General features: G+C 60.2%; 23 protein-coding genes and 1 tRNA gene. 18 read left to right on the top strand and 6 right to left on the bottom strand.

The annotated features are described in order from the left end of the window. Positions 1 to 2,757: a DNA gyrase subunit A gene (gene gyrA / locus JYU29_RS07170; protein ID WP_213983988.1), complete on the top strand. Its 2,757-nt coding sequence runs from the start codon at positions 1 to 3 to the stop codon at positions 2,755 to 2,757. 76 nt (positions 2,758 to 2,833) lie between these two features. On the opposite strand, the gene JYU29_RS07165 is transcribed toward gyrA, so the two are convergent. Next, a complete protein-coding gene (locus JYU29_RS07165; protein WP_213983987.1) occupies positions 2,834 to 2,992 on the bottom strand; it encodes a hypothetical protein in 159 nt (52 codons plus the stop codon). Positions 2,993 to 3,149: 157 nt separating this feature from the next. On the opposite strand from JYU29_RS07165, the gene coaD reads away from it, so the two are divergent. The 6 genes from coaD to tgt are packed head-to-tail and all read left to right on the top strand — an operon-like array spanning position 3,150 to position 7,501. Then, positions 3,150 to 3,650: a pantetheine-phosphate adenylyltransferase gene (gene coaD / locus JYU29_RS07160; protein WP_213983986.1), complete on the top strand. Its 501-nt coding sequence runs from the start codon at positions 3,150 to 3,152 to the stop codon at positions 3,648 to 3,650. A 17-nt stretch (positions 3,651 to 3,667) separates the two neighbouring features. Beyond that, on the top strand, positions 3,668 to 4,258 hold the full coding sequence (locus JYU29_RS07155) for a peptidylprolyl isomerase (protein WP_213983985.1): 591 nt from the start codon (positions 3,668 to 3,670) through the stop codon (positions 4,256 to 4,258). A gap of 50 nt (positions 4,259 to 4,308) precedes the next feature. Further along, complete coding sequence (locus JYU29_RS07150) at positions 4,309 to 4,824, top strand: peptidylprolyl isomerase (RefSeq protein ID WP_213983984.1); 516 nt, start codon at positions 4,309 to 4,311, stop codon at positions 4,822 to 4,824. A gap of 9 nt (positions 4,825 to 4,833) precedes the next feature. Further along, positions 4,834 to 5,283, top strand: coding sequence for a DMT family transporter (locus JYU29_RS07145; RefSeq protein ID WP_213983983.1), 450 nt, complete (start codon positions 4,834 to 4,836; stop codon positions 5,281 to 5,283). Continuing rightward, the gene (gene queA / locus JYU29_RS07140; RefSeq protein WP_213983982.1) at positions 5,283 to 6,374 is read left to right on the top strand and encodes a tRNA preQ1(34) S-adenosylmethionine ribosyltransferase-isomerase QueA; all 1,092 of its coding nucleotides are present in this window, start codon (positions 5,283 to 5,285) and stop codon (positions 6,372 to 6,374) included. The genes JYU29_RS07145 and queA overlap by 1 nt, the downstream gene beginning before the upstream one ends. After that, positions 6,371 to 7,501: a tRNA guanosine(34) transglycosylase Tgt gene (tgt, locus tag JYU29_RS07135; RefSeq protein WP_213983981.1), complete on the top strand. Its 1,131-nt coding sequence runs from the start codon at positions 6,371 to 6,373 to the stop codon at positions 7,499 to 7,501. Before queA ends, tgt begins: the two co-directional genes overlap by 4 nt. Here tgt and JYU29_RS07130 read toward each other — a convergent pair. Beyond that, the gene (locus tag JYU29_RS07130) at positions 7,498 to 8,217 is read right to left on the bottom strand and encodes a YoaK family protein (protein ID WP_213983980.1); all 720 of its coding nucleotides are present in this window, start codon (positions 8,215 to 8,217) and stop codon (positions 7,498 to 7,500) included. The two genes, tgt and JYU29_RS07130, sit on opposite strands and share 4 nt — an antisense overlap. A gap of 230 nt (positions 8,218 to 8,447) precedes the next feature. Between JYU29_RS07130 and JYU29_RS07125 the strand changes: the two genes are divergently transcribed. The 6 genes from JYU29_RS07125 to glpK all read left to right on the top strand — a co-directional run bounded on the left by JYU29_RS07125 (position 8,448) and on the right by glpK (position 14,181). Next, positions 8,448 to 8,684, top strand: coding sequence for an Lrp/AsnC ligand binding domain-containing protein (locus JYU29_RS07125; protein WP_213983979.1), 237 nt, complete (start codon positions 8,448 to 8,450; stop codon positions 8,682 to 8,684). A gap of 73 nt (positions 8,685 to 8,757) precedes the next feature. Then, complete coding sequence (locus tag JYU29_RS07120) at positions 8,758 to 10,170, top strand: circularly permuted type 2 ATP-grasp protein (RefSeq protein WP_431192828.1); 1,413 nt, start codon at positions 8,758 to 8,760, stop codon at positions 10,168 to 10,170. Next, complete coding sequence (locus JYU29_RS07115; RefSeq protein ID WP_213983978.1) at positions 10,171 to 11,112, top strand: alpha-E domain-containing protein; 942 nt, start codon at positions 10,171 to 10,173, stop codon at positions 11,110 to 11,112. It begins immediately after the preceding gene. A 3-nt stretch (positions 11,113 to 11,115) separates the two neighbouring features. Continuing rightward, the gene (locus JYU29_RS07110; protein WP_213983977.1) at positions 11,116 to 11,907 is read left to right on the top strand and encodes a transglutaminase family protein; all 792 of its coding nucleotides are present in this window, start codon (positions 11,116 to 11,118) and stop codon (positions 11,905 to 11,907) included. 30 nt (positions 11,908 to 11,937) lie between these two features. Continuing rightward, positions 11,938 to 12,672, top strand: a complete 735-nt coding sequence (locus JYU29_RS07105; protein ID WP_213983976.1) for a proteasome-type protease — start codon at positions 11,938 to 11,940, stop codon at positions 12,670 to 12,672. A 15-nt stretch (positions 12,673 to 12,687) separates the two neighbouring features. After that, a complete protein-coding gene (gene glpK / locus JYU29_RS07100) occupies positions 12,688 to 14,181 on the top strand; it encodes a glycerol kinase GlpK (protein ID WP_213983975.1) in 1,494 nt (497 codons plus the stop codon). Positions 14,182 to 14,213: 32 nt separating this feature from the next. Here the strand turns inward: glpK and JYU29_RS07095 are convergent, their stop codons facing one another. Next, complete coding sequence (locus JYU29_RS07095) at positions 14,214 to 14,678, bottom strand: BA14K family protein (protein WP_213983974.1); 465 nt, start codon at positions 14,676 to 14,678, stop codon at positions 14,214 to 14,216. A 171-nt stretch (positions 14,679 to 14,849) separates the two neighbouring features. Here JYU29_RS07095 and JYU29_RS07090 point away from each other — a divergent pair, with 171 nt between their 5' ends. Further along, a complete protein-coding gene (locus JYU29_RS07090; RefSeq protein ID WP_213983973.1) occupies positions 14,850 to 15,542 on the top strand; it encodes a L,D-transpeptidase in 693 nt (230 codons plus the stop codon). Between the two features lie 6 nt (positions 15,543 to 15,548). Here the strand turns inward: JYU29_RS07090 and JYU29_RS07085 are convergent, their stop codons facing one another. Genes JYU29_RS07085 through JYU29_RS07075 form a run of 3 tightly spaced genes read right to left on the bottom strand, consistent with a single transcriptional unit; the run spans position 15,549 to position 20,243 of the window. Next, a complete protein-coding gene (locus tag JYU29_RS07085) occupies positions 15,549 to 17,573 on the bottom strand; it encodes a response regulator (protein ID WP_213983972.1) in 2,025 nt (674 codons plus the stop codon). A 1-nt stretch (position 17,574) separates the two neighbouring features. Continuing rightward, entirely contained in the window at positions 17,575 to 18,018 is a 444-nt protein-coding gene (locus JYU29_RS07080; protein ID WP_213983971.1) for a response regulator, read from the bottom strand. Further along, on the bottom strand, positions 18,015 to 20,243 hold the full coding sequence (locus tag JYU29_RS07075) for an ATP-binding protein (protein ID WP_250157200.1): 2,229 nt from the start codon (positions 20,241 to 20,243) through the stop codon (positions 18,015 to 18,017). The genes JYU29_RS07080 and JYU29_RS07075 overlap by 4 nt, the downstream gene beginning before the upstream one ends. Positions 20,244 to 20,505: 262 nt before the next feature. Here JYU29_RS07075 and JYU29_RS07070 point away from each other — a divergent pair. The 4 genes from JYU29_RS07070 to glmS all read left to right on the top strand — a co-directional run bounded on the left by JYU29_RS07070 (position 20,506) and on the right by glmS (position 24,844). Next, a tRNA-Lys gene (locus JYU29_RS07070) sits at positions 20,506 to 20,581 on the top strand. Between the two features lie 144 nt (positions 20,582 to 20,725). Further along, positions 20,726 to 21,466: a cytochrome c biogenesis CcdA family protein gene (locus tag JYU29_RS07065; protein WP_213983970.1), complete on the top strand. Its 741-nt coding sequence runs from the start codon at positions 20,726 to 20,728 to the stop codon at positions 21,464 to 21,466. 77 nt (positions 21,467 to 21,543) lie between these two features. Next, positions 21,544 to 22,908 carry a bifunctional UDP-N-acetylglucosamine diphosphorylase/glucosamine-1-phosphate N-acetyltransferase GlmU gene (glmU, locus tag JYU29_RS07060; RefSeq protein ID WP_213983969.1) on the top strand — a complete coding sequence of 455 codons (1,365 nt, stop codon included), beginning with the start codon at positions 21,544 to 21,546 and terminating at the stop codon, positions 22,906 to 22,908. A gap of 112 nt (positions 22,909 to 23,020) precedes the next feature. After that, positions 23,021 to 24,844, top strand: coding sequence for a glutamine--fructose-6-phosphate transaminase (isomerizing) (glmS, locus tag JYU29_RS07055; RefSeq protein ID WP_213983968.1), 1,824 nt, complete (start codon positions 23,021 to 23,023; stop codon positions 24,842 to 24,844). Positions 24,845 to 24,896 lie beyond the last annotated feature (52 nt).

Here is a 24,896-nt window from a genome sequence, read left to right as displayed (position 1 = left end):
TTGACAGATCAAACGACTCCGCGCGTCCCCGGCGACGGTAGCCCGAACGGCATCGAGCCAATCTCCATCATGGAGGAGATGCAGCGTTCGTATCTCGATTATGCGATGAGCGTGATCGTGAGCCGTGCGCTGCCCGATGTTCGCGATGGTTTGAAACCCGTCCACCGCCGCATCATGTTCGCGTCGTATGACAGTGGTTACCACTGGAACCGCAAATATGTGAAATCGGCGCGACCTGTTGCCGATGTGATGGGTAAATACCATCCGCATGGCGACGCTTCGATCTATGACGCTCTTGTTCGCATGGCGCAGGACTGGTCTTTGCGCGTGCCGCTCATCGACGGGCAGGGCAACTTCGGCTCGATCGACGGCGATAGCCCGGCGGCCATGCGCTATACCGAAGCGCGGTTGACCAAGGTTGCCCACGAGCTTCTGGAAGACATCGACAAGGATACGGTCGATTTCCAGGAAACCTATGATTCATCTGGCTCAGAACCAAAGGTTCTGCCGGCGCGCTTCCCCAACCTGTTGGTCAATGGATCGGGTGGTATTGCGGTTGGCATGGCGACCAATATTCCGCCGCACAACCTGGCTGAGATCATCAACGGCACGATCGCGCTGATCGACAATCCGGCGCTCGATCTGACCGAACTGATGGACATCATTCCCGGTCCTGATTTTCCGACGGGTGCCTTGATCCTCGGCCGCTCCGGCATTCAGTCCGCCTATTCCACCGGGCGTGGCTCGGTGCTGATGCGCGGCAAGGTCCACACGGAAACAGTTCGTGCCGAGCGCGAGGCGATCGTCGTCACGGAAGTGCCGTTCCAGGTGAACAAGGCTTCCATGATCGAGAAGATGGCCGAGCTGGTGCGCGACAAGCGCATCGAGGGCATCTCCGACATTCGCGACGAGAGCGACCGTCAGGGCTACCGCGTCGTGATCGAACTGAAGCGCGACGCCAATGCGGAAGTCGTGCTGAACCAGCTTTACCGCTTCACGCCGCTGCAGACCTCTTTCGGCTGCAACATGGTTGCGCTGAACGGCGGCAAGCCGGAAGTGCTGAACCTGATCGATATCCTGAAGGCCTTTATTGCCTTCCGCGAGGATGTGATCAGCCGTCGCACCAAGTATCTGCTGCGCAAGGTTCGTGACCGCGCGCATATCTTGGTTGGTCTGGCCATCGCCGTCGCCAATATCGACGAGGTCATCGCTCTGATCCGCAAGGCACCGGATCCACAGACCGCGCGCGACCAATTGATGGAACGGCGTTGGCCGGCACAGGACGTCGAGGCGTTGATCCGCCTGATCGACGACCCGCGCCACAAGATCAACGAGGACGGCACCTATAACCTGTCGGAAGAACAGGCTCGCGCCATTCTCGAACTGCGACTGCAGCGCCTGACCGCGCTCGGCCGCGATGAAATTGCCGATGAGCTGAACAAGATCGGCGCCGAGATTTCCGATTATCTCGACATTCTGTCGTCGCGCGTTCGCATCATGACGATCGTCAAGGACGAGCTCGCAGCGGTGCGCGACGAATTCGGTACGCCACGTCGCACGGAGCTCGTCGAAGGCGGCGCGGACATGGAGGACGAAGACCTCATTGCCCGCGAGGACATGGTCGTGACCGTCAGCCACACCGGCTACATCAAGCGTGTGCCGCTTTCACTGTACCGTTCGCAACGCCGTGGCGGCAAAGGCCGCTCTGGCATGTCGACGCGTGATGAAGATTTCGTCACGCGGTTGTTCGTGGCCAATACGCATACGCCGGTGCTGTTCTTCTCGTCGCGCGGCATCGTCTACAAGGAAAAGGTCTGGCGTCTGCCGATCGGCAATCCGCAGTCACGCGGCAAGGCGCTGATTAACATGCTGCCGCTGGAGCAGGGTGAGCGCATCACAACGATCATGCCTCTACCGGAGGATGAAGACAGCTGGGGCAACCTGGATGTCATGTTCGCGACGACGCGCGGCACCGTTCGCCGCAACAAGCTGTCTGACTTCGTTCAGGTCAATCGCAACGGCAAGATCGCGATGAAGCTTGAAGAAGCGGGCGACGAGATTCTCGGCGTTGCGACCTGCACGGACACCGACGATGTTCTGCTGACCGCTGCATCCGGCCAGTGCATCCGCTTCCCCGTTGGCGATGTTCGCGTGTTTTCCAGCCGTAATTCGGTTGGCGTGCGCGGCATCAACATGGCGGAGGACGATCGCGCGATCTCGATGACGATCCTGCATGGCGTTGAATCCGAGGCTTGGGAGCGCGTTGCTTACCTCAAGCGCGCAGCCAATGAGCGTCGTGCTCTGACGGGCGACGAAGAAGAGGTCGTGACGCCGGTCGAGGATGTGGCGGTTGAAGGCGATCTCGGCGACGAGCGTTATGAAGAGCTGAAAGCGCGCGAGGAGATGGTGCTGACCGTCACCGAACGGGGTTATGGCAAGCGCTCATCGTCTTATGATTTCCGCGTCACGGGTCGCGGCGGCAAGGGCATTCGGGCAACTGACGTGTCCAAGACCAACGAAATTGGTCGTTTGGTAGCCGCTTTCCCGGTCGAATCCGCGGATGAGATCATGCTGGTGTCGAATGGCGGGCAGGTTATCCGCGTTCCAGTCGGTGGCATCCGGATGGCGAGCCGTGCTACCAAGGGCGTGAAGGTCTTCGTGACTGCGAAGGACGAACGCGTCGTTTCGGTCGAGCGCATTTCCGAACCTCAGGTCGAGGATGGGGAAGATCCGCTTCCGGTCGCCGAGATCGAATAAGATCGCGGCAGGATTGCAGACAAAGAAAAAGGGACGCTGGGAGGAGCGTCCCTTTTTCTTATTTGAACGGCGCGCCTTACTTGTAGCGGTAAGGCTGCTGGAAGTTAGGGCCGAAGCGGTTCATGCGATCGCTCTTGACGGTTTGCTTGACGTGCTGTGCTTCCTGGTGGAGCCCGAACACGGTCGCAATCAGCATGGCAATGGTCATGGCGGCGGCGAGCATCAAGATCATCATGGGGTTATTCTCCTGGCTCAATAACCAGTTGACGTTCTTTCGGTTCCACTTGATTTTGCATTTGCTTTGCTGGTTGGTCTCACCTGTCCGTGAGCGAGCTGTGGTTGGAGCGCCAAAGCTGTTTGCCTTTGACTCGGGCGAAGATTAGAAGCGCGGCATGACGCAGCGTGTCGCCATCTATGCCGGATCGTTCGATCCTTTGACCAACGGGCACCTCGATGTGCTCAAGGGAGCGCTTGCCGTTGCCGACAAGGTTCTCGTCGCGATCGGCATCCAGGCGTCCAAGACGCCGTTGTTTTCTTTCGACGAACGAGTGGGTCTGATCGAGACCGCGGCCCGAGACGAACTCGGCTCTTCGGCCGAGCGCTTGTCGGTGATCGCCTTCGAAGGGCTCCTGATCGATGCGGCGCGCAAGCGCGAGGCCGGGATCATGATCCGCGGACTGCGGGATGGCACCGATCTCGACTATGAAATGCAGATGGCGGGCATGAACGAAACCATGGCGCCGGAGCTGCAAACGATTTTTGTGCCGGCCAGCCCTTCCGTTCGCACCATAACTGCCACACTTGTGAGGCAGATAGCCGCGATGGGCGGCGATGTCCGACCTTTCGTCCCAGTTTCCGTCGCATCCGCGCTGGAAGCCAAGTTCAAGAAATAATGTTGGGAGACCGTTTTATGCGCATGTTCAGGCTCGCCTCGCTCGCCCTTGCGTTCGCGCTTTCATGGGCAGTAGGGAGCGCACCCGCGCTTGCTGCCAGCCCTCAGGATACGCTCGTACTCACCCTGAAGAATGGCGACGTGACGATCGCGCTTCGCCCGGACCTCGCGCCGAAGCACGTGGAGCAGATCAAGGCTCTGGTGCGCGAAGGTGCCTATGACAATGTCGCCTTTCATCGCGTGATCGAAGGCTTCATGGCCCAGACCGGCGACGTCCAGTATGGCGACATGGAAGATGGCTACAAGGCTGCGGCTGTGGGCACGGGCGGTTCCGAGCTGCCGGACCTTCCGGCCGAGTTCTCGCAGGAACACTTCGTGCGCGGCACCGTCGGTATGGCGCGTTCGCAGAACCCGGATTCCGCCAACTCGCAGTTCTTCATCATGTTCGCCCCGGCTCCTCCGCTGGACGGCGAATATACGATCGTCGGCAAGGTCGAAAAGGGCCTCGACCTGATCGATTCGATCAAGCGCGGCGATCCGTCGGACAATGGCTCGGTCAGCGAGCCGGACCGCATCATCAAGGCGCGCATCGCTGGCGACACCAAGTAACACCATCAAGCAAGCGGCGCCGATCCTGGCGCCCCAGACAAGGAGCTCACATGGCTGAGATCAAGGATCCCGAAAACACGCTGGTCATGGAAACGACCAAGGGCAAGGTTGTTATCGAACTGTTCCCCGATTTGGCTCCCGGCCATGTCGGCCGCATCAAGGAACTGGCTCGTGAAGGCGCTTATGATGGCGTCGTCTTCCACCGCGTCATCGACGGCTTCATGGCCCAGACCGGCGACGTGAAGTTCGGCAATTCGACCTCGTCCAGCTTCAACCCGTCGCGTGCCGGCATGGGCGGTTCCGAGAAGCCGGACCTAAAGGCTGAGTTCAACAACATGAACCACAGCCGTGGCACCTGCTCGATGGCGCGTTCGCAGAGCCCGAACTCGGCCAACTCGCAGTTCTTCATCTGCTTCGAGAATGCTGCCTTCCTGAACCGTCAGTACACGGTCTGGGGCCAGGTCATCGAAGGCATGGAGAATGTCGACAAGATCAAGCGCGGCGAGCCGGTCCAGGATCCCGACAAGATCACGTCGCTCAAGGTCGCGGCCGACGTCGCCGCCTAAGGCTTTCCTATGACGCAGCTGCTCTGGTCACTGCTCGGCATTCTGTCCGGAGCGCTTATTGCCTTCCAGGCCCCGATCAACACACAGTTGGGTCGGGGCCTGGGGATGCCGCTGGCAGCGGCCTGTGTTTCCTTTATTGCCGGAACATTCATTCTCATCGTCGCAACGGCGGTGATGACGCGCGTGCAGGGCACCGCACCGAGTTTTCGTGCGCCTGCACCCTGGCTGTTTATTGCGGGTGGCTTGCTCGGCGCCGTTTACGTGACGACGTCGATCATGCTGATCCCACGTCTTGGCGCTGCGGCGCTCATGGCTTTTCTCATGACGGGCCAATTGCTCGCCAGCATGTTTCTTGATCGGATCGGCTTTCTTGGGCTCGCCGTGCGCGAAATCTCGCTTGGCCGGGTGATGGGTGCGCTGCTGCTCTTGTCCGGCGCCTTGATGATCCGCTTTACCTGATGAAAGTCGACCTCTTCGATTTCGACCTGCCCGATGAACGGATCGCGCTTCGTCCCGCCGATCCGCGCGACAGTGCACGCATGCTGGTTGTCGGGGAAGGTGGCACGCTCGGTGATCGCAACGTGTTTGATCTGCCCAAGCTGCTGCGCCCAGGCGACGCGCTGGTCTTCAACGATACAAAGGTCATTCCCGCACAACTGCACGGCATCCGTACTAGGGCCGAGAACAGGTCTGCGGTGGACGCGACCTTGCATATGCGTGTTGCGGCGGATCGGTGGCGGGCATTCATGCGCCCGGCAAAGCGGCTTGCGGTCGGCGACCGTATCGCCTTCGGGCATTCTGCCGAGGCTTGCATGAGCGGCGCACTGAATGCCACGGTGGTGGAGAAAGGCGAGGCGGGCGAGGTGGAACTGGCCTTTGACCTGTCGGGGCCTGCTCTCGATGAGGCCCTGCACGCCGTCGGCCATATACCGCTCCCGCCTTACATCGCCTCCAAGCGTCCTGAAGACGCGCGTGATCGTGCCGATTACCAGACGATCTATGCAGACCAGGAAGGTGCTGTCGCAGCGCCCACGGCCGGCTTGCATTTCACGCCTGACCTGATGGCCGCGCTGGATGACGCCGGTATCTCGCGGCATTTCGTAACGCTGCATGTCGGGGCCGGCACATTCCTTCCGGTGAAGGCGGACGATACTGCCGATCACAAGATGCATTCCGAGATCGGTGTTGTCACGGAAGAGGTTGCTGCTTCGCTCAATGCGGTTCGCGCTCGGGGAGGGCGGATCGTTTCGGTCGGCACGACCTCGCTGCGGCTGCTGGAAAGTGCCGCTCAGCCTGATGGCACAATCCAACCCTGGCAGGGGCCGACCGACATCTTCATTACGCCGGGCTACCAGTTCCGCGCCGTCGATATTCTTATGACCAATTTCCATCTGCCACGCTCGACACTCTTCATGCTCGTTTCCGCCTTTGCCGGCTTCGGCACCATGCGTGATGCTTATGCGCACGCGATCCGCGATGGCTACCGCTTCTATTCCTATGGCGATTCCAGTCTGCTGTTTCGCAACGATGTTCAGGATGTCCCGGCATGAGCGAGACCTTTCAGTTCACGCTGCAGGCAACGGATGGCAAGGCCCGGCTGGGCGCCATAACCATGCCGCGCGGAACAGTGCGCACGCCCGCCTTCATGCCGGTCGGCACGGCGGCCACCGTGAAGGCCCTTTACATGGACCAGGTGCGCGGGACGGGTGCCGACATCATTCTCGGCAACACCTATCACCTGATGCTGCGGCCGGGCGCCGAGCGGGTCGCGCGGCTGGGCGGTCTGCATGAATTTGCCCGCTGGCCGCACCCGATCCTCACCGATTCCGGCGGCTTTCAGGTCATGTCACTGTCAAAGCTGCGCAAGCTGACGGAACAGGGCGTGACCTTCCGTTCGCATGTGGACGGCGCTCGCTATGAGATGTCGCCCGAGCGTTCGATCGAGATCCAGGGGCTGCTTGGCTCCGACATTCAGATGCAGCTGGATGAGTGCGTAGCCCTGCCGGCGCCGTTCGCCGATGTCGAGCGCGCCATGGAAATGTCGCTGCGCTGGGCGGAGCGCTGCAAGACGGCGTTCGGCGATCAGCCGGGACGCGCGATGTTCGGCATCGTTCAGGGTGGTGCCGAGCCGGTGCTGCGCGAGCGATCAGCGTCCGCTCTGAAAGCGATGGACCTCAAGGGCTATTCGGTCGGAGGGCTGGCCGTTGGCGAGCCGCAGCATGTCATGCTGGAGATGCTCGACGTCACCTGTCCGGTTCTGCCGGCCGAAAAGCCGCGTTATCTCATGGGTGTCGGGACGCCCGACGATATCCTCAAGTCGGTGGCGCGGGGCATCGACATGTTCGATTGCGTAATGCCAACGCGCGCCGGCCGGCATGGTCTGGCGTTCACCCGTCGCGGGCGCGTGAACCTGCGCAATGCCAGGCATGCCGACGATCATCGGCCATTGGATGAAGAAAGCGACTGCCCGGCAGCACGCGATTATTCCCGCGCCTATCTGCATCATCTCGTGCGTTCGCAGGAAGCGCTCGGCGCGATGCTCTTGTCGTGGAACAACATCGCTTACTACCAGCAACTCATGCAGGGTATTCGCGCTTCAATCTGGGATGGCCGCTTCTCGGCTTTTGCGGAAGAAGCGACGGGCGGCTGGGAACGCGGCGACATCCCGCCGCTCTAGGCTGCGGGTGAGCGGCTCTTGAGAACAGCGCGCCAGCCGATCAGCAAAAGCAAAGCGGCAGCAAGCAGCAAAGAGCCGCTGCCGATCCGCTGATACAGAACCACGCCGACGACGCCGCCCAGAAGAAACGCGGCGACCGTTTCGAGGTGCAAGCGGAGCCTTGCGCGTGTTTCCGCAGCACCGTCCTGCGGTTCCACACCGCGGGCAATATCGACCAACATGCCCAGGCCGATGCCAATGTCGGTCAGCATGCCCGAGACGTGGGTCGTGCGCACGCGCGCCTGTGAAATGCGTGTCACGACGGCATTCTGAAGCCCCATCAAGAAACTGAGACTGATCACGATGAGGTCGGCAGAAGGCGGGCCTCCGCGCAGCAGGGCACCGAGACCGACTGCTGCCAGGATCGCGCCTTCCAGCAGGATGCTGTGCGCATAGATCGCGACATTGCCGCGCCGTCTCCCGGCATTGATCAGCAGGGTCGACAGAGCGGATCCGGTCACGAAAGACAAAACGATCAGAAGAAAAAAGCCCGCAAGGCTCAGGTCCGCAATGGCGAGATGATCGGACAGAAGCGAGACGTTGCCGGTCATATTGGCCGCAAAGAAGCCGACGGCGTGGAAAGCCGCAGCGTTCAGGCCGCCTGCAATCGCCGCCAACATGCCCGCAAGCTGACGGTTGCGCCGATCGTCGCGTGCAGCTCCTTCCGTTACCAGCATGGTCGATCGCCACGATTACCGAGGCTCGCCCAGCGGAGCCTCACCCTTCCTAACCATCTTCTTAGCATCCAAGCCGTGATTGCGACAGAAAACACACTGGGACGCAGGCATTTGTGCCGAAGCTCCTTGCCTGCACGGCCGCTAGGCAGTCATTGTCGCACAGGAACCAAGAAGGACTCAGGGAACCCGAGAGGGTTTCGAGCGTATCGCATCAGGTAGCAGGGGGCGCGATGAAGGCGTTTTTTATTCAGATCAAGTGCGAGCTCGGCAAGGCCTACGAAGTGGCGCGCGCCATCTCAGATGCAGAACTGGCGTCCGAGGTTTATTCCACAGCCGGCGAGTTCGATCTGCTTGCCAAGTTCTACATCGAGGATGGCGGCGATGTCGGCCACTTCGTGAACGAGAAGATCCAGATCCTTCCGGGCATCCGCGACACACGGACAATCGTCACATTCCGCGCCTTCTAGGTTGCTGAACTAATGTCGAGCTTGCTTTTTAGCCGGGAAGTCTCTGAGATGGTTGGAACGGGGGATTAGACGTTTGCCTGCATTCGACGAGATGCGTCCGGAAAACAGCGGACTGCGCCAGCCTTATCAGAAATACCAGGCTTGGATCGACGAGCAGGACCCAGCCCGTCTCACCGAAAAGATGCAGGACGCCGAGCGCGTTTTTCGCCGCACCGGCATCACCTTCGCCGTGTATGGCGAGGATGCGGCTGCCGAACGGTTGATCCCGTTCGACATTGTGCCACGTATTCTGTCGGGGCAGGAGTGGCGGCGTTTGATGCAGGGCATCGAGCAGCGCGTGCAGGCGCTGAATGCCTTTCTCGACGACATTTATCACCGCCAGGAGATCATCAAGGCCGGGCGTGTTCCGCGGGAATTGATCGCCAACAACGAGGCGTTCCTGCCGGAGATGATCGGGGTTCGTCCTCCGGGTGGCGTTTATACGCATATCATAGGCACCGACATCGTACGGACCGCCGAGGACGAGTTCTTCGTGCTGGAAGACAATGCGCGGACGCCGAGCGGCGTTTCCTACATGCTGGAAAACCGCGAAACGATGATGCAGCTCTTTCCCGAGCTGTTTCAGCGCATCAAGGTGCGTCCCGTCGCCAACTATCCGCAGCTGCTGCGCCAGTCGCTGGCTGCCGTGAAGCCAGAAGGTTGCGAAGGCTCGCCGCGGATTGCGGTGCTGACGCCGGGCAGCTTCAACTCCGCATATTTCGAACACGCTTTTCTCGCCGACCAGATGGGCGTGGAACTGGTCGAAGGGCAGGATCTGCGGGTTATCGACGGTCATGTCGCGATGCGCACGACGCAGGGCTACAAGCGCATCGACGTGCTTTATCGCCGTGTCGATGATGCTTTCCTCGATCCGATGACATTTCGTCCGGACTCGGCACTGGGCGTTCCGGGCATCATGGACGTTTACCGCGCAGGCAAGATCACGATCGCCAATGCGCCGGGCACCGGCATCGCCGACGATAAGGCGATCTATTCCTATATGCCGGAAATCATCGAGTTCTACACCGGTCGCAAAGCCTTGCTGCCGAACATTGAGACGTACCGCTGTTCCGAACCGTCGAGCCTGTCTTATGTGCTTGATCATCTGCACGAGCTGGTGGTCAAGGAAGTGCATGGATCCGGCGGCTACGGCATGCTGGTCGGGCCGGCTTCTTCGAAGAAGGAGAGGGAGGCTTTTGCCGACAAGCTGAAGGCGAAACCCTCGAACTATATCGCGCAGCCGACGCTATCGCTCTCGACCTGCCCGATCCTCACCGAAGCCGGGCTTGCGCCCCGCCATGTCGATCTGCGCCCCTTTGTGCTCGTGTCGGATCGCATCCAGATCGTGCCCGGCGGGCTGACGCGCGTAGCGCTGAAGGAGGGTTCGCTTGTTGTGAACTCCTCGCAGGGCGGCGGCACCAAAGACACCTGGATCCTGGACGATTAGATGCTGCTCGGACGCACCGCCAACGGTCTTTACTGGATGAGCCGCTATATCGAGCGCGCCGAAAACATGGCGCGCTTGCTCGATGCCGGGCTGCGGCTAGCCCTGACGGAAACCACGAACTCGGCCGAGGAATGGACATCGCTAGTCGTCAGCGCCGGTGCGGAGACGGCATTCCGCAAGCGCCACAGCGAGTACACCGCTGCGACCGTGTCGGACTTTCTGCTGCGCGATACGTGCAATCCATCAAGCGTCGTGTCTTCGATCGAAACGGCGCGCATGAACGGGCGGATGGTGCGCACCGCCTTGACCCGGGAGTGCTGGGAAAGCTTGAACGAAGCCTGGATGTCGCTCAAGCGGCTTCTGGCCAATCCCATCGACGAGCGGGAGCTGCCAAGTGTGCTGGACGCGATCAAGCGCGACACGGCGCTGTTTCGCGGCGCCTTTACCGGCACGATGCTGCGCAACGAGATCTATAATTTCGCCTCGCTCGGCACTCTCGTTGAACGCGCCGACAACACGGCGCGCATTCTCGACGTGAAATATTATGTCCTGCTGCCTTCGGTGCATTGGGTGGGGTCGTCGCTCGACAACTACCAGTGGGAATCGATCCTGCGCTCGGTGTCCGCGCATCGTTCGTATCGCTGGGTCTATGAGGTCGATTACAAGCCGACGCTGATTGCCGACTATCTCATCCTCAATCCACGCATGCCGCGCTCGCTGGCCTTCTGTTATCGCGGCATTGTCGAAGATCTGCGGCAGTTGTCGGAAGACTACGGCGTCCATCATCCGAGCTATGATATTGCCTTGAAGGTGCTCAAGGGTCTGCAGGTGAGTTCCATCAAGGACGTGTTCGACTACGGTCTGCACGAATATCTGGAAGGCTTCATCGACGACAATGCGCGCTTCAGCCAGGCTGTCGCCGAAAACTACCGGTTCATCTGAGCTATGCGCCTGAAGATCACACACAAGACCGAATACAGCTACGATCAGCCGAACGCTTATGCGCTTCAACGGCTGCGCCTGATCCCCGGTGACAGCCAGAGCCAGCGCGTCCTGGACTGGTCGCTTGAGGTCAGTGGAGCGACTGAGGAGGTCGGCTACACGGACAGCTTCGGGAATGTCACGCGCTTGTTCAGCGTCAATCCCGGTGAAACGCTGCTGAGCGCAACGGCGACTGGATTGATCGAGACGGTGGATCGTTCAGGCCTGTCAGGTCCTCATCGCGGGTATACGCCGCTTTGGCTGTTTCGACGCGAAACGCCTTTGACGGCAGCCGGCGAGGCGATCAAGGCGCTCGCTGCCGACGTGCCGGACGGTGCGCCTTTGCAGCGGATGCACGCCTTGTTGCAGTTGATCGTCGAGCGCATCGCATATGAGAGCGGCAGCACGACGGTGGTGACCACGGCCGAAGAAGCCGCCAACAAGGCCGCCGGTGTTTGCCAGGATCAGGCGCATATCTTTGCGTCCGCCGCACGGCTCCTCCAGGTGCCGGCGCGCTATGTCAGCGGCTACCTGATGGCCGAAGATGACGCGCATGCCGCCAGCCATGCCTGGGCGGAGGCGCATATCGACGGGCTGGGCTGGGTCGCCTTCGATCCCGCCAACGGCATCTCGCCCGATGAGCGTTATGTCCGGCTGGCAGTCGGTCGCGATTACAGCGATGCCTCGCCTGTTTCCGGCTTCAGGCTGGGACAAGCGTCGGAACGTCTTGAAGTTCACGTCACAGTCGAGCAGTAATCACTCCGACTTTCGTTGGATTGGACTTTCATGACTTATTGCGTGGGCCTCAAGATCGATCGCGGCCTGGTGTTCATGTCCGACACCCGCACCAATGCGGGGATCGATAACATTTCCACATTCCGAAAGATGCATGTCTGGGAAGAGCCCGGCGAGCGCGTGATTGTGCTGATGTCGGCCGGCAACCTGGCGACAACACAGGCGGTCGTCAGCCTGCTCGACGAACGCTCCAAGGCTGCCGCCGACCGGGTCGGCACGCTGCTCGAAACACCCTCGATGTTTCAAACGGCCAAGCTGGTCGGCGACACGGTCAAGGAAGTCATCAAGACCTCGTCGCCGGACGGGCAGACAGCCGATTCGTATTTCAACGCCTCGATCATTCTCGGCGGACAGATCAAAGGCGGCGAGCCGCGCCTGTTCCTGATCTACCCCGAAGGCAACTTCATCGAAGCGGGCGAAGACACGCCCTTCTTCCAGATCGGCGAAACCAAATATGGCAAGCCGATCATCGTGCGCACCTATGATCCAACGATGAGTTTCGCCGAAACGGCCAAGCTCCTGATGGTGTCGTTCGATTCCACCTTGAAGTCGAACCTGTCGGTCGGGCTTCCGCTCGACATGATGTTTTATGAACGCGACACGATGCGGGTCGGCTACCGCAAGCGCATCGGCGGTGATGATCCATATTATCGCACGGTTTCCGATGGCTGGTCGGACGCGTTGAAGACGGCGTTCAGCAGCCTGCCCGATTTCACTGAAGACTGACCGAAAGGCGTTGAGTTGACGCGATTCGTTCTCGCCATCGACCAAGGCACGACCTCCTCGCGCGCGATCCTGTTTGACGAAGCCATGGCTGTCGTCGCCATCGCGCAGCAGGAATTTCTGCAGTATTACCCGCAATCCGGCTGGGTCGAACATGATCCGGAGGATATCTGGACAAGCGTCGTAGAGACCGTGCGCGCTGTTCTGCGCAAAGCAGATGTCGGCGCAGACCAGGTGGCAGCCATCGGGATCGCCAATCAGCGGGAGACCGTTGTCCTTTGGGACAGACAGACCGGCAAGCCGATCCACAATGCCATCGTGTGGCAGGACCGACGCACAGCGCGCGCATGCGAAGCGCTGAAGGCTGAAGGTGTCGAGCCGCTCGTCTCCGAGAAGACCGGGCTAATCCTCGATCCCTACTTCTCCGGCACGAAGATTGCCTGGTTGCTCGACCATGTCGATGGCGCGCGTGGACGGGCAGAGAAGGGTGAGCTTCTTGCCGGCACGATCGACAGCTTCTTGATCTGGCGTCTGAGCGGAGGCCGTGTTCACGCAACCGACGCTACCAACGCCTCGCGCACACTGCTGTTCAACATCGTGGAAAACCGCTGGGACGACGCGCTGCTGGACGTCTTCAACGTTCCTGCTTCTCTTCTGCCGACGGTTCATGATTGCGCAGCCGACTTCGGCGAAACCGATTCTGCGTTGTTCGGGCACGCTATCGCGATCTGTGGCGTTGCTGGCGACCAGCACGCGGCAACGATCGGACAAGCCTGTTTCCAGCCGGGAATGGTGAAGGCGACCTATGGTACCGGCTGCTTTGCCGTTTTGAACACGGGCACCGATCTGGTGCGGTCGCAAAACAAGCTTCTCAGCACGATCGCTTACCGCCTGAACGGCGAGACGACCTATGCGCTCGAAGGATCGATCTTCGTTGCAGGCGCGGCCGTTCAATGGCTGCGCGACGGGCTGGGCCTGATCAAGACGGCGGAAGAAAGCGGACAGTTGGCGCAGGAAGCCGACGGCGACCAGCGCGTTTACCTCGTGCCCGCGTTTGTCGGCCTTGGCGCTCCTTACTGGGATGCGGATGCGCGCGGTGCGATCTTCGGGCTGACACGGGCCACGGGTCCGCGCGAACTGGCGATGGCGGCTCTCGAATCGGTTGCATACCAGACTGCCGACCTTCTGGATGCCATGCATCGGGACTGGTCAGAAGGCGAAACGCCGGTTTTGCGTGTCGATGGCGGGATGGTTGTGTCGGACTGGACGATGCAGCGTCTTGCGGATCTGCTTGATGCGCCGGTGGATCGGCCCGTCATTCAGGAAACAACGGCGTTGGGAGCCGCCTGGCTCGCTGCAAGCTTTGTCGGAATGTGGCCGGACCGAGACGCGTTTGCCGGGACATGGCGCTGCGATCGTCAGTTTCTACCCGCAATGAACGCAGCGACACGGAGCGAACGTCTGGATGGCTGGCGTGATGCCGTGTCTCGCACGTTGAGCCGCCCCGCATAAGAAAAGGGCCTCCTAAGAGGCCCTTTGATTGATCACCGATACGGCGAGTTACACTGGCGGCGAGGGCCATTGTACGGCTGATAGGTGTTGTCCGAAGCACGATACGACCGGTAGCGGTCATAGCACCACTGAACGTGGCTGCTGCCCCTGCGAACACGCGGTGCGGACTGCGAGTTGGCGATTGCACCACCGATGATCGCGCCACCCAGGAACGCAGCTGCTGGATACCAAGCGTTGCCGTGACGGCGATAGCCCTTGCGGTAGTGACGATAGCCGCGGTGACCGTTGTAGTAGTGACGGCCGCGATGATCGCGATGATAGCCGCGACGATGACCATGGCGACGATACTGGACCTCAAGCGGCTGCGCAGTTGCCGACTTGCTGACCGGTGCCGAAGGCCGCTCGACGCCCATTGCAGCCTGAGCGGGAACGAAAGTCGTAGCTGCCATCATGGCGGAAATTGCCGCTGCACCTACTGATTTCCAGATCTTATTCATGTTGCCTCCTGAGCAAATGCACTGGTCCCTATGGTCGCTTCAACGTGCAAGGAGGCAATTCGTTCCTGTTCCGTACGGGCAGCCGGATAGAAGCACATGATTCCCAAGGCATAACCATTCATCAACCATGTTGGCGCATGGTTGCTCATCATCGGGTTTGGAGACTATCCTGTGAGCGAACTGATTTCACGGCGAGGTATGCTCGCAGGCATGGGGCTGCTTGGCCTCGCCGGCTGCAGCCGCAGCATCGACATGTCCGCGTTCGACATGGATTTCACTTCAACAGGAACGATCCGGCCGAAGGTCAGCGTCGACAGTTCGCTTGGCAGCTACCAGTCCATGTATGCTTCAATGCAGGATGGGCCATTTGTTCTGCCAGCCATCCCCTACGAAAAGGTGCCGAAGCAGTTTCGCAGGCAGATCGTTCAGGATCCAACCGGCGAGGTTCCCGGAACGATCGTCGTGAGCCTGCAGGACCGCTACCTGTACTTCGTGCAACCGGGCGGCGAGGCGATCCGCTACGGCGTGGGCATCGGCAAGGAAGGTTTCCTGTGGTCGGGCCGTGCCGTCATTCAGTACAAGAAGAAGTGGCCGACATGGACGCCGCCGCGCGAGATGATCGGGCGCAAGCCCGAGCTGATCAAGTGGGCAGGTGGCCAGCCGGGTGGTCTGGACAACCCGCTCGGTGCTCGCGCGCACTATATCTACAAGGACAATATCGACACCGGCTACCGCGTTCACGGATCACCGGAATGGTGGACGATCGGGCAGGCCATGTCGTCCGGCTGCGTGCGCATGATCAATCAGGACGTCATCGACCTGTATAATCGCGTGCAGAACAAAGCGACGATCGTCGTCGGGTAAGGGCAATCACGCGGCGCCGGAAAACTCCATCTTCAGCATCGCGTTGACCTTTTCGCCGAACTTGTCGAGATCGAACGGCTTGGCGACCATATCCATGCCGGGCGCCAAAAAGCCCTGACGGCTGGTTGCGCCCTCCGCGTAGCCGGTTGCAAACAGCACCTTCATGTTCGGACGGAATGTGCGCGCGCGTTCAGCAAGCTCGCGCCCGTTCATGCCGGGAAGGCCGACATCGGTCAGCAGGAGGTCGATCGTCTGGTCGCTTTCGATGATGGCCAACGCACTCTGCGCTTCATTGACCTCGATGGTCTCATAGCCAAGCTCGTTGAGGTAATCGACGATCAACATCTGAACGAGAACCTCATCCTCAACCACCAGGATGGTTCCGCTGCCTGTTGCCACCGTCATTTCCGCATCCTTGTCTTCGTCCGCCTCGCTGACAGCACTGATGTCGCGCGGCATATAAATTTCCACCGTCGTGCCCTCATCGGGTGCCGATACGATGCGTGTGTGCCCGCCGACCTGCTTGGCAAAGCCGAAGATCATCGAGAGACCCAATCCCGTACCCTGGCCGATCGGCTTGGTCGTGAAGAAAGGGTCGAAAGCCTTGTCGATCACCGATTGCGGCATACCCGTCCCGGTATCGCAAACCTGGATCTGAACGTAATCACCCGGTGAAACACCGAAGCTCGCTGCCGAGGCCGAATCGAGTTTCGTGTTCAAGGTGGAGATCGTCAGTTGCCCGCCGCCGGGCATGGCATCACGGGCATTGATGGCCAAATTGAGAACGGCGCTTTCAAACTGGTTACGATCGGTCAAAGCCGGCCATAAATTCGCTTCAAGCCGCGTTTCGACGTCGATACCTTCGCCCAAGGTGCGCTGCAGAAGCTCGAGCAGAGATGCAATTCGCTCGTTGAGATCCGTGCGTTCCACGTCCAGCGACTGGCGGCGAGAGAAGGCCAGCAGGCGATGCGTCAGCGCGGCAGCACGATCAGCGGACGATGTGATGATGTCGACGTAGCGCTCCGTGCCATCGATCTTGCCGGTTGCAAGGCGCTTGCGCAGGAGATCCGCGCCGCCCTTTATTCCGGCCAGCATGTTGTTGAAGTCGTGCGCGATGCCGCCCGTCAGCTGTCCAATGGCTTCCATCTTCTGCGACTGGCGCAGCGCTTCTTCCTTCTCAGCCAGTTCGAGCGTGCGTGCCGCGACCTCGGCTTCCAGCATGTCGTTCGCCAGCCGAATGCCCGAAACGTCGATGGCGCAGCCGACATGACCGACAAAGCGACCCGAACCGCTGTAACGCGGCGCTGCCTCACAGCGAAGCCAGCGGGTGTGGCCGTCACCATCGATCACGCGCACTTCGACGCTCAAAACCGAGCGCCTTTGAAGGGCTTCCTGATTGGCAGCCGTGAACGCGGCGAGATCATCGGGCAGAATGAGCGTTGCCCAGCCGCCGTTCAGCATTTCGGGGATCGTGGTGACGAAGTCCGTTTCGAAGCGACGATTCACGAAGGTGAACTGGCCGGACTCGTCCGTTGCCCAGATCAAGGCTGGCGCGCTGTCTGCCATCAGCTGGAAGCGATGTTCGCTTTCCTGCAAGGCAAGCATGGCCGTCTCGCGGTCGCGACGTGCCCGTGCTTCATCCAGTGCGCGCTTGGCAACGCCGGGAATACGGCCGAGATCGCGCTTCGTGACGTAATCCGTCGCACCGGCGCGAACCGCTTCCGTTGCAAACTTCTCGCCGATGACGCCGGAAATGAAGATGAACGGCACGTTGGGTGCAAGCGATGTCGCCACACCGAACGCTTCCAAGCCCGTGAAATCCGGAAGCGAGTAATCCGAGAAGATCAGGTCATAGCGCGAAGCGCTCAGCGCAGTTTCGAAGTCGCGCCGAATCACGGCGCGGTCGATATGCGTATCGGGGCCAAGCTTGAGAATCTGACGCGTGATCAGGTCGGCATCGATGCTGCTGTCTTCCAGCAGCAGGATGCGGGCGCCTGCTTCAGTTGCGTCAGTCAGGACATTTTGCTGCATCTTATGGTCGCTTAGCCGGGAAGGGCTCGTTCAACACAGCCCAAACCATTCCCAAGTGGCGGATTGCATCAAAGAACTGATCGAACTCAACCGGCTTCACCACGAAGGAATTCACACCGATACTATAGCTGCGCACGACGTCGCTTTCCTCGCGTGACGAGGTGAGCATGACCATCGGGATGTTGCGGTGTTCAGGATGCGCTTTGACGCGCTCGAGAACTTCCAGACCGTTGACCTTCGGAAGCTTCAGGTCGAGCAGAACCACCGCCGGCGGTTCAGGCTCGCGGTCGGCATATTGCCCCTGGCAAAAAATGTAGTCGAGCGCCTGCACGCCATCACGCGCCAGCACGATCTCGTTGGCGATCTGGCTGCGTTTCAAGGCGGCCAGGGTCAGCTCGACATCTGCGGGATTGTCTTCAACGAGGAGAATCGGACGTAGGTTCATGCCTGTTGACGTCCTTTCTTCGGCTTCGGCAGCGTAAAGCTGAACGATGCTCCCTCATTGAGCTTGCCTTCGGCGCGGATGGATCCGCCATGTCGATCGATGATGCGCTTAGTCAAAGCCAAGCCGATGCCGGTTCCCTCGAAGTCTTCGATGTGGTGAAGCCGCTGGAATACCTGAAATAACTTGCCGCCATAGGCCATGTCGAAGCCGACGCCATTGTCGCGCACCGTGTAGATGGTGCTTTCCCCATCTTCATGACCTTCGATCTCGATGATCGCAGGATCACGATCACGGGTATATTTCACCGCGTTGTCGGCCAGATTGTAGATCGCTTGCCGAACAAGCGCAGCGTCGCCGAAGCCATCGGGCAGGGTGCCGATGCGCCACTCGATCTTGCGATCTTCGCCGATGCTGTCGAAGCTGCGACGCACCTCTCCGGCAACCTTCTGCATATCGATGGACGACATGTTCAGGCTGGCGCGGCCAAGCTGCGAGAAACGAAGAAGGTCATCGACGAGCTGGCCCGCGGACAGCGCGGCATTGGAAATGCCCGCGAGATAATGCCGTGAGATCGACTTGAGCTCTTCTTCTTCCTCTTCGAGCAGCTGCGCATAGCCGAGGATGTGCCTAAAGGGCGCGCGCAGATCATGCGAGATGGAATAGGAAAACGATTCGAGTTCCTTGTTTGAACGCTTCAGCTCCTCGGTCAGTTCGGCACGCTCCTCGGCGCGTTTGAGAACGAAGTTGACCACGGCATTGCGGAACTCGGCCGCCGATTGGACCTCGGCTTTCGACCAGGGCGCGGAATGGTCCCGCACGTTCTCTTTCCAGGTTTCGAACGATTTGCGCGGATGAATGCGCATGTCGATTTCGCTGACCGAGGGCTTCTTCGGATCGCCGCCCCAGTTCACCGTCCGAATGACCTCCGGTCGGAACCACATGATGAAGCTTGGGTGCAGGCTGGAAATTGGTACCGCGACCAGGCCGCTCGCAACATCGGAAACGGCGCTGCCGCCCGGCCACACGGCAGCCAGATTATCGGTGGCGAACGGTCCGTCCAGCCGCTGGTCGTGCAGCCACTCGGCAAGCTCACGCATCGCCTTGCTTGGTGGAACCGTGCCGGTTGCGAGCACCATGTCGTCAGTAATGACGGAAGCGCCAAGTGCATTGGTGATCCCCAGCCACTGCCGCGGCCGCTCGACCAGTCCCTGCTGGAAGCTCGAGGCGCGGCTAACATAGGCGATCAGCTCGGTTTCGATCTGCTTGAAGGCGAGGCGTTGCCTGCTTTCGCTGATGCGATCAAAGCCAGCGATATGCTGCGAAACGATGCGACCCAGAAACTCTGCGGCATTGCGCACGGCCGGCGTGACATGCAGCGGCGTGGCGTTGTGGCAGGAAATCAGGCCCCACAACTTTCCGTCCACGATCAACGAGATCGACATGGACGCCGCGGTGCCCATGTTGCGCATATATTCGAGGTGGATCGGAGACACGCTGCGCAGCGCCGAGCTGCCCAGATCCGTCGGCTGCCCGTCCACGGGCGAAAACGGCGGTACAAGCGGAACGGGCTCATAGCTCGCGCTCGGGATCAACCGAATGCGATTCTGCAGATAGAGTTCGCGCGCCTGAGCGGGGATGTCGGTGGCCGGGAAGCGCAGGTCGAGATAAGACGGCAGCGTACCGTCACCATCTTCGGCGATAACCGTGCCGTTCCATTGCTCATCGAAGCGATAGATCATGACACGGTTGAAGCTCGTCAGATCGCGAACTTCGCCCGCAACAGCTTCGGCCAGTGCCTGCGTGCCCTCGAAGCTGTCGGCATTATCAACGAAGCGGCGCAGTCTTGCGTAATGCGCTTCATTACCGCCCGTCGCCGATGCGCGCTCGAATTCCAACATCAAGCCTTGCGGTGTGCGCTGGGCTGAGACGTGGTGCCGTATACCATTGTTGGAGATCAGGCGCTCGAACGTATCGCTCGGACGTTTCAACCAGGCCTTCAGTTCATCGCAAAGCGCGTCGAATCCATCGGGATTGAGGATCTTGCGTCCCGCAGTTTCCACAACCAGCCCAGGCAGAACCTCGTCCACATTGGCACTGAATTGAAGCACCGAAAAATCGGCTTCATCGACGAGCAGAAGCGCTCCATGGGGCTGGATGCCGCCAGGAATACGAATTGGCTCTTGCGCGCACAGATCCAGCGCGGGCAGGTCCCTGGCATCAGGCAAATTCTAGTTCCATGTTATAAAGGCCACACAACATATCCGAAACAACTAATCTTCACTGCCAAGGTTATTGCTGTTGTCGCCATATGTAGGCCGCTGCCAGCACTTGAAAATGAGGACACTGAAATTTCATGACACGTGATGACAGGCAAGGGAACAGCCGACAAGGCATCGCATCTTCGTACGAAAGTCGTGAATGAGCGGTTGACCGGGAGGGGGGTGCTGAATATGTTCCGCCGCACTTTCGGAGCGCTTCGTGGCTTCCGGGCGCGTAGCTCAGTTGGTAGAGCAACGGACTTTTAATCTGTAGGTCATGGGTTCGAGTCCCATCGCGCTCACCAATCCCTAAACCATTTGTGGATTGAACACGTTGATCCAGGCCGGCCTTGCCGGCCGCACGGGATCGTGACGCCTTGGCACATTGGGGCTGAGGCTCTTTCTACGCTATACGCCGGACAAAGATCGGGCAGGGCAGTTTTCAGATAATGGCAGTTGACGTCGGTTACCTCAGCGCGGTCGGAGCTGGAGCCTTGTCCTTCCTTTCGCCCTGCGTTCTTCCGCTTGTGCCGCCTTATCTCTGCTACATGGCCGGCGTGACCGTCGACGACTTCCGCGAAGGGCGTGCTGCGCCTGCCGCACAACGCTCAGCCTTGGCAAAGGCCAGCCTTGCCTTCGTGCTCGGCTTCTCGACCGTCTTTGTTCTGCTCGGGCTGACCGCGTCCGCTTTCGGCCGGCTGCTTCTTGCCTACAAATACGAGCTCGGCTTCGTTTCCGGCGCGATCATCATGCTGATGGGGCTGAACTTCCTGGGCGTTCTTCGCATCCCCTTCCTGTCGCGCGAAGCCCGGTTCCAGACCGAAGGCAAACCTGCGAGCCTGTTTGCGTCCTACATCATGGGCCTCGCTTTCGCCTTTGGATGGACGCCCTGCATTGGGCCAGTGCTCAGCCCGATTCTCACATTGGCGGCCGGACGCGGCACGTTGGGTGAGGGTGCGGCGATGCTTGCGGCCTATTCGCTTGGCCTCGGCATACCGTTCCTCGCGGCCGCATTCTTTTCCGGCGCATTCATGCGCTTTCTCGGTCGCTTCAAGGTTCATCTCGGCCGCGTCGAAAAAATTATGGGCGTGCTGCTGATTCTCGCCGGCATCGCGTTCATGACCGGCGGCGTGCAGACCGTGTCCTACTGGCTCCTCGAGAATTTTCCGGTTCTCGGCCGCCTCGGCTAACGTGATCAGGCGCAACGTTCCTTTTTGGCAGAAGCTACGCTAGACGGGCGCGACCATCCTGTTGCGGAGCCGATGCCATGACCGATCGTAGCTGTTTGTCCATCGTCCTTGCGGCCGGTGAGGGCACCCGCATGAAAAGCGCTCTGCCGAAGGTTCTGCATAAGGTTGCAGGTCTGCCGCTCGTGGGCCACGTGGTTGCGGCTGCGCGCGGAGCCGGTGCCGGTGCCGGTGACATTGCCGTCGTGGTCGGCCGCGGAGCCGAAGAGGTGCGTGCTGCCATCGACTCGAAAAACGGTCTGCTGGAAACCTTCGTGCAGACAGAACGCAAAGGCACCGGCCACGCGGTTCTGGCTGCTCGCGACGCAATCAGCCGTGGCTATGACGACCTTCTCGTGCTGTTTGGTGACACGCCGCTGGTTCAGTCCGATGCCCTGCTCACCGGGCGCGACAAGCTAGCCGGTGGTGCCGCCGTCGTGGTCATGGGCTTTCGCACCGACAAGCCTGCTGGCTACGGACGCCTGATTGAAGACAATGGTGCGCTTGTCGCCATCCGCGAAGACAAGGATTGCTCCGAGGCCGAGCGCGCGATCACCTTTTGCAATGGCGGCTTGATGGCCATTGCAGGCGAACACGCGCTGGCCTTGCTGGACGCCATCGGCAACGACAATGCCAAGGGCGAATATTACCTGACCGACATTGTGGCGCTTGCCCGCGACAGAGGGCTCACTGTCGTCGCCGCGGAAGTGAATGCGCAGAGCGTGCTGGGCGTTAACAATCGCGTCGAATTGGCAGAGGCGGAGGCTCTTTGGCAGACGCGCCGTCGCCATGCCGCTATGATCGACGGCGCGACGCTGATCGCGCCGGAAACCGTGTTCTTCTCGCATGACACAGTGGTTGGCCCAGACACGATCATCGAGCCGAACGTCTTCTTCGGACCCGGCGTCACAGTGGATGGCGGCGTGACGATCCATGCCTTCTCGCATCTGGAAGGTGCGGTGATCGGCAAAGGCGCGCAGATCGGCCCGTTCGCGCGCTTGCGCCCCGGTACGGAGCTCGGCGATAAGTCGAAGGTCGGCAACTTCTGCGAGGTCAAAAAGTCGAAGGTCGGTGCCGGCGCCAAAATCAACCATCTCTCCTATATCGGCGATGCTTCGATCGGGGCTGGTTCAAACATCGGCGCGGGAACCATCACCTGCAATTATGATGGCCTGAACAAGTTCAAAACTCAGATCGGCGAACGCGCCTTCGTCGGCTCGAACTCGTCCCTCGTGGCTCCGGTCAGCATTGGCGATGGTGCTTATGTCGCGTCCGGCAGCGTCATTACGCAGGATGTTCCAGGTGATGCGCTTGCGTTCGGCCGTGCCCGCCAGAAGACGATGGACGGTCGCGCCGAAGACCTTCGTGCACGCCAGCGCAGCATCAAGGATGCTTCGTCCAAATAAGTGCTTCAGCAGCCATGAAGGCTGCAACGTTTCGATACCATAAGTGACTTCTTAACTGCCGGGCATAAACGTAGATAGGCCGGGGTCTAAAGCCTGTAACGAGGGATAGTTTATGTGCGGAATTGTCGGGATCGTCGGTAAAGGTCCGGTCGCGCCGTTGATCGTGGATGCGCTCAAGCGGCTGGAATATCGCGGTTATGATTCCGCAGGCGTCGCAACCCTCGCTGATGGCCGGATGGAGCGCCGCCGCGCCGAAGGCAAGCTGGTCAATCTCGACAACAAGCTGAAGGCTGAGCCGCTCGATGGCCGCATCGGTATCGGTCATACCCGCTGGGCGACGCATGGCGTGCCTAACGAAACGAACGCGCATCCCCATTTCTCGACGGATGTTGCCATCGTTCATAACGGCATCATCGAAAACTTCGCCGAGCTGCGCACCGAACTGATTGCCGACGGCTACGTGTTTGCCTCGCAAACGGATACCGAGGTCGTCGCCCACCTCATCTCGCGCGAGTTGAAAAGCGGCAGTGAACCGGTGGACGCCGCGCATAAGGCGATCAAGCGGCTGGAGGGTGCCTTCGCGCTTGCCATCATGTTCCGTGGCCATGACGACCTGATCGTTGCTGCGCGCAATGGTCCGCCACTGGCCGTCGGTCATGGCGAAGGCGAGATGTTCCTGGGCTCCGACGCGGTCGCTCTTTCGCCCTTTACGGACGTCATTACCTATCTGGAAGACGGCGATTGGGCTGCGATCCGGCGAAATGGCGTTACCATTTACGACATCCTCGGCCGCGAAGTCGAACGCCAGCAGACCAAGGCGCGCTCCACGAGCTTCATGGTGGATAAGGGCAACCACCGCCACTTCATGGAAAAGGAAATCCATGAACAGCCGGAGGTGATCGGCCACACGCTGGCGCATTATCTTGATTTCGTTGAAGGTCGCACCCGCGACATCCCCTTGCCGTTCGACTTCAGCCAGATCGACCGCCTGTCGATTTCGGCCTGCGGCACGGCGTTTCTGGCAGGCTCGGTCGCTCGCTACTGGTTCGAGCGTTACGCCCGTCTTCCGGTGGATATCGATGTCGGTTCCGAGTTCCGCTATCGCGAGATGCCGATCTCACCGAACAGTGCGGCCTTGTTCATTTCGCAGTCCGGTGAAACTGCGGATACGCTGGCGTCCTTGCGCTATTGCCGCAGCCAGGGCGTGCCGATCGCAGCCATCGTGAACGTTCCGGAATCAACAATTGCGCGCGAATCGGACGGGATTTTCCCGACACTGGCCGGTCCGGAAATCGGCGTTGCGTCCACAAAGGCCTTTACCTGCCAGCTAGCCGTTCTCGCCGCACTCGCCGTGCGTGCGGGTGTGCAGCGCGGTCATATCTCGCCTGAACAGGAGCGCGAGCTTGTTCGCTTCCTCTCGGAAGCGCCGCGCTATTCCTCGGCAGCGCTGAAGCTCGATACGCAGATCGAGAAGCTGGCACGTGAGCTTTCACAGGTGAAGCACGCCCTTTATCTCGGTCGCGGAACGAGTTTCCCGCTCGCCATGGAAGGCGCGCTCAAGCTCAAGGAAATCTCCTACATCCACGCCGAAGGCTATGCCGCAGGCGAGCTGAAGCATGGACCGATCGCGCTCATCGACGAAGACATGCCGGTGATCGTGATTGCGCCGCATGATCGCAACTTCGACAAGACCGTTTCCAACATGCAGGAAGTCGCCGCGCGCGGTGGTCGCATCATTCTGATTACGGATACGGAAGGCGCACGGCGCGCCACGATCAATGCGATGGAAACGATCATCTTGCCGGACGTGCCGGAGATCATCGCACCAATCATTTATGCCTTGCCGATCCAGATGCTGGCTTACTTCACGGCCGTGTTCATGGGTACTGACGTGGACCAGCCGCGCAACCTCGCCAAGTCGGTCACCGTGGAGTGATCAAGGCTCAGAGGCGGAAACGCCTCTGTCATTTGCCCGATAAACGTTCTCA

Source organism: Tianweitania aestuarii (genome assembly GCF_018457165.1).
GTDB classification, from domain to species: domain Bacteria; phylum Pseudomonadota; class Alphaproteobacteria; order Rhizobiales; family Rhizobiaceae; genus Tianweitania; species Tianweitania aestuarii.
The sequence above is the reverse complement of the archived record's forward strand: the minus strand, read 5'-3'. Positions and strand labels throughout refer to the sequence as shown.

Bases quoted from the DNA above. Each gene is read 5' to 3' on its own strand.
- JYU29_RS07165 (WP_213983987.1), bottom strand. From the start codon at position 2,992: ATGATGATCTTGATGCTCGCCGCCGCCATGACCATTGCCATGCTGATT.
- JYU29_RS07155 (WP_213983985.1), top strand. From the start codon at position 3,668: ATGCGCATGTTCAGGCTCGCCTCGCTCGCCCTTGCGTTCGCGCTTTCA.
- glmS (WP_213983968.1), top strand. From the start codon at position 23,021: ATGTGCGGAATTGTCGGGATCGTCGGTAAAGGTCCGGTCGCGCCGTTG.
- JYU29_RS07080 (WP_213983971.1), bottom strand. From the start codon at position 18,018: ATGAACCTACGTCCGATTCTCCTCGTTGAAGACAATCCCGCAGATGTC.
- tgt (WP_213983981.1), top strand. From the start codon at position 6,371: ATGAGCGAGACCTTTCAGTTCACGCTGCAGGCAACGGATGGCAAGGCC.
- JYU29_RS07065 (WP_213983970.1), top strand. From the start codon at position 20,726: ATGGCAGTTGACGTCGGTTACCTCAGCGCGGTCGGAGCTGGAGCCTTG.
- JYU29_RS07115 (WP_213983978.1), top strand. From the start codon at position 10,171: ATGCTGCTCGGACGCACCGCCAACGGTCTTTACTGGATGAGCCGCTAT.
- JYU29_RS07150 (WP_213983984.1), top strand. From the start codon at position 4,309: ATGGCTGAGATCAAGGATCCCGAAAACACGCTGGTCATGGAAACGACC.
- JYU29_RS07105 (WP_213983976.1), top strand. From the start codon at position 11,938: ATGACTTATTGCGTGGGCCTCAAGATCGATCGCGGCCTGGTGTTCATG.
- JYU29_RS07085 (WP_213983972.1), bottom strand. From the start codon at position 17,573: ATGCAGCAAAATGTCCTGACTGACGCAACTGAAGCAGGCGCCCGCATC.
- JYU29_RS07095 (WP_213983974.1), bottom strand. From the start codon at position 14,678: ATGAATAAGATCTGGAAATCAGTAGGTGCAGCGGCAATTTCCGCCATG.
- glmU (WP_213983969.1), top strand. From the start codon at position 21,544: ATGACCGATCGTAGCTGTTTGTCCATCGTCCTTGCGGCCGGTGAGGGC.
- JYU29_RS07125 (WP_213983979.1), top strand. From the start codon at position 8,448: ATGAAGGCGTTTTTTATTCAGATCAAGTGCGAGCTCGGCAAGGCCTAC.
- coaD (WP_213983986.1), top strand. From the start codon at position 3,150: ATGACGCAGCGTGTCGCCATCTATGCCGGATCGTTCGATCCTTTGACC.
- JYU29_RS07145 (WP_213983983.1), top strand. From the start codon at position 4,834: ATGACGCAGCTGCTCTGGTCACTGCTCGGCATTCTGTCCGGAGCGCTT.
- JYU29_RS07110 (WP_213983977.1), top strand. From the start codon at position 11,116: ATGCGCCTGAAGATCACACACAAGACCGAATACAGCTACGATCAGCCG.
- JYU29_RS07130 (WP_213983980.1), bottom strand. From the start codon at position 8,217: ATGCTGGTAACGGAAGGAGCTGCACGCGACGATCGGCGCAACCGTCAG.
- queA (WP_213983982.1), top strand. From the start codon at position 5,283: ATGAAAGTCGACCTCTTCGATTTCGACCTGCCCGATGAACGGATCGCG.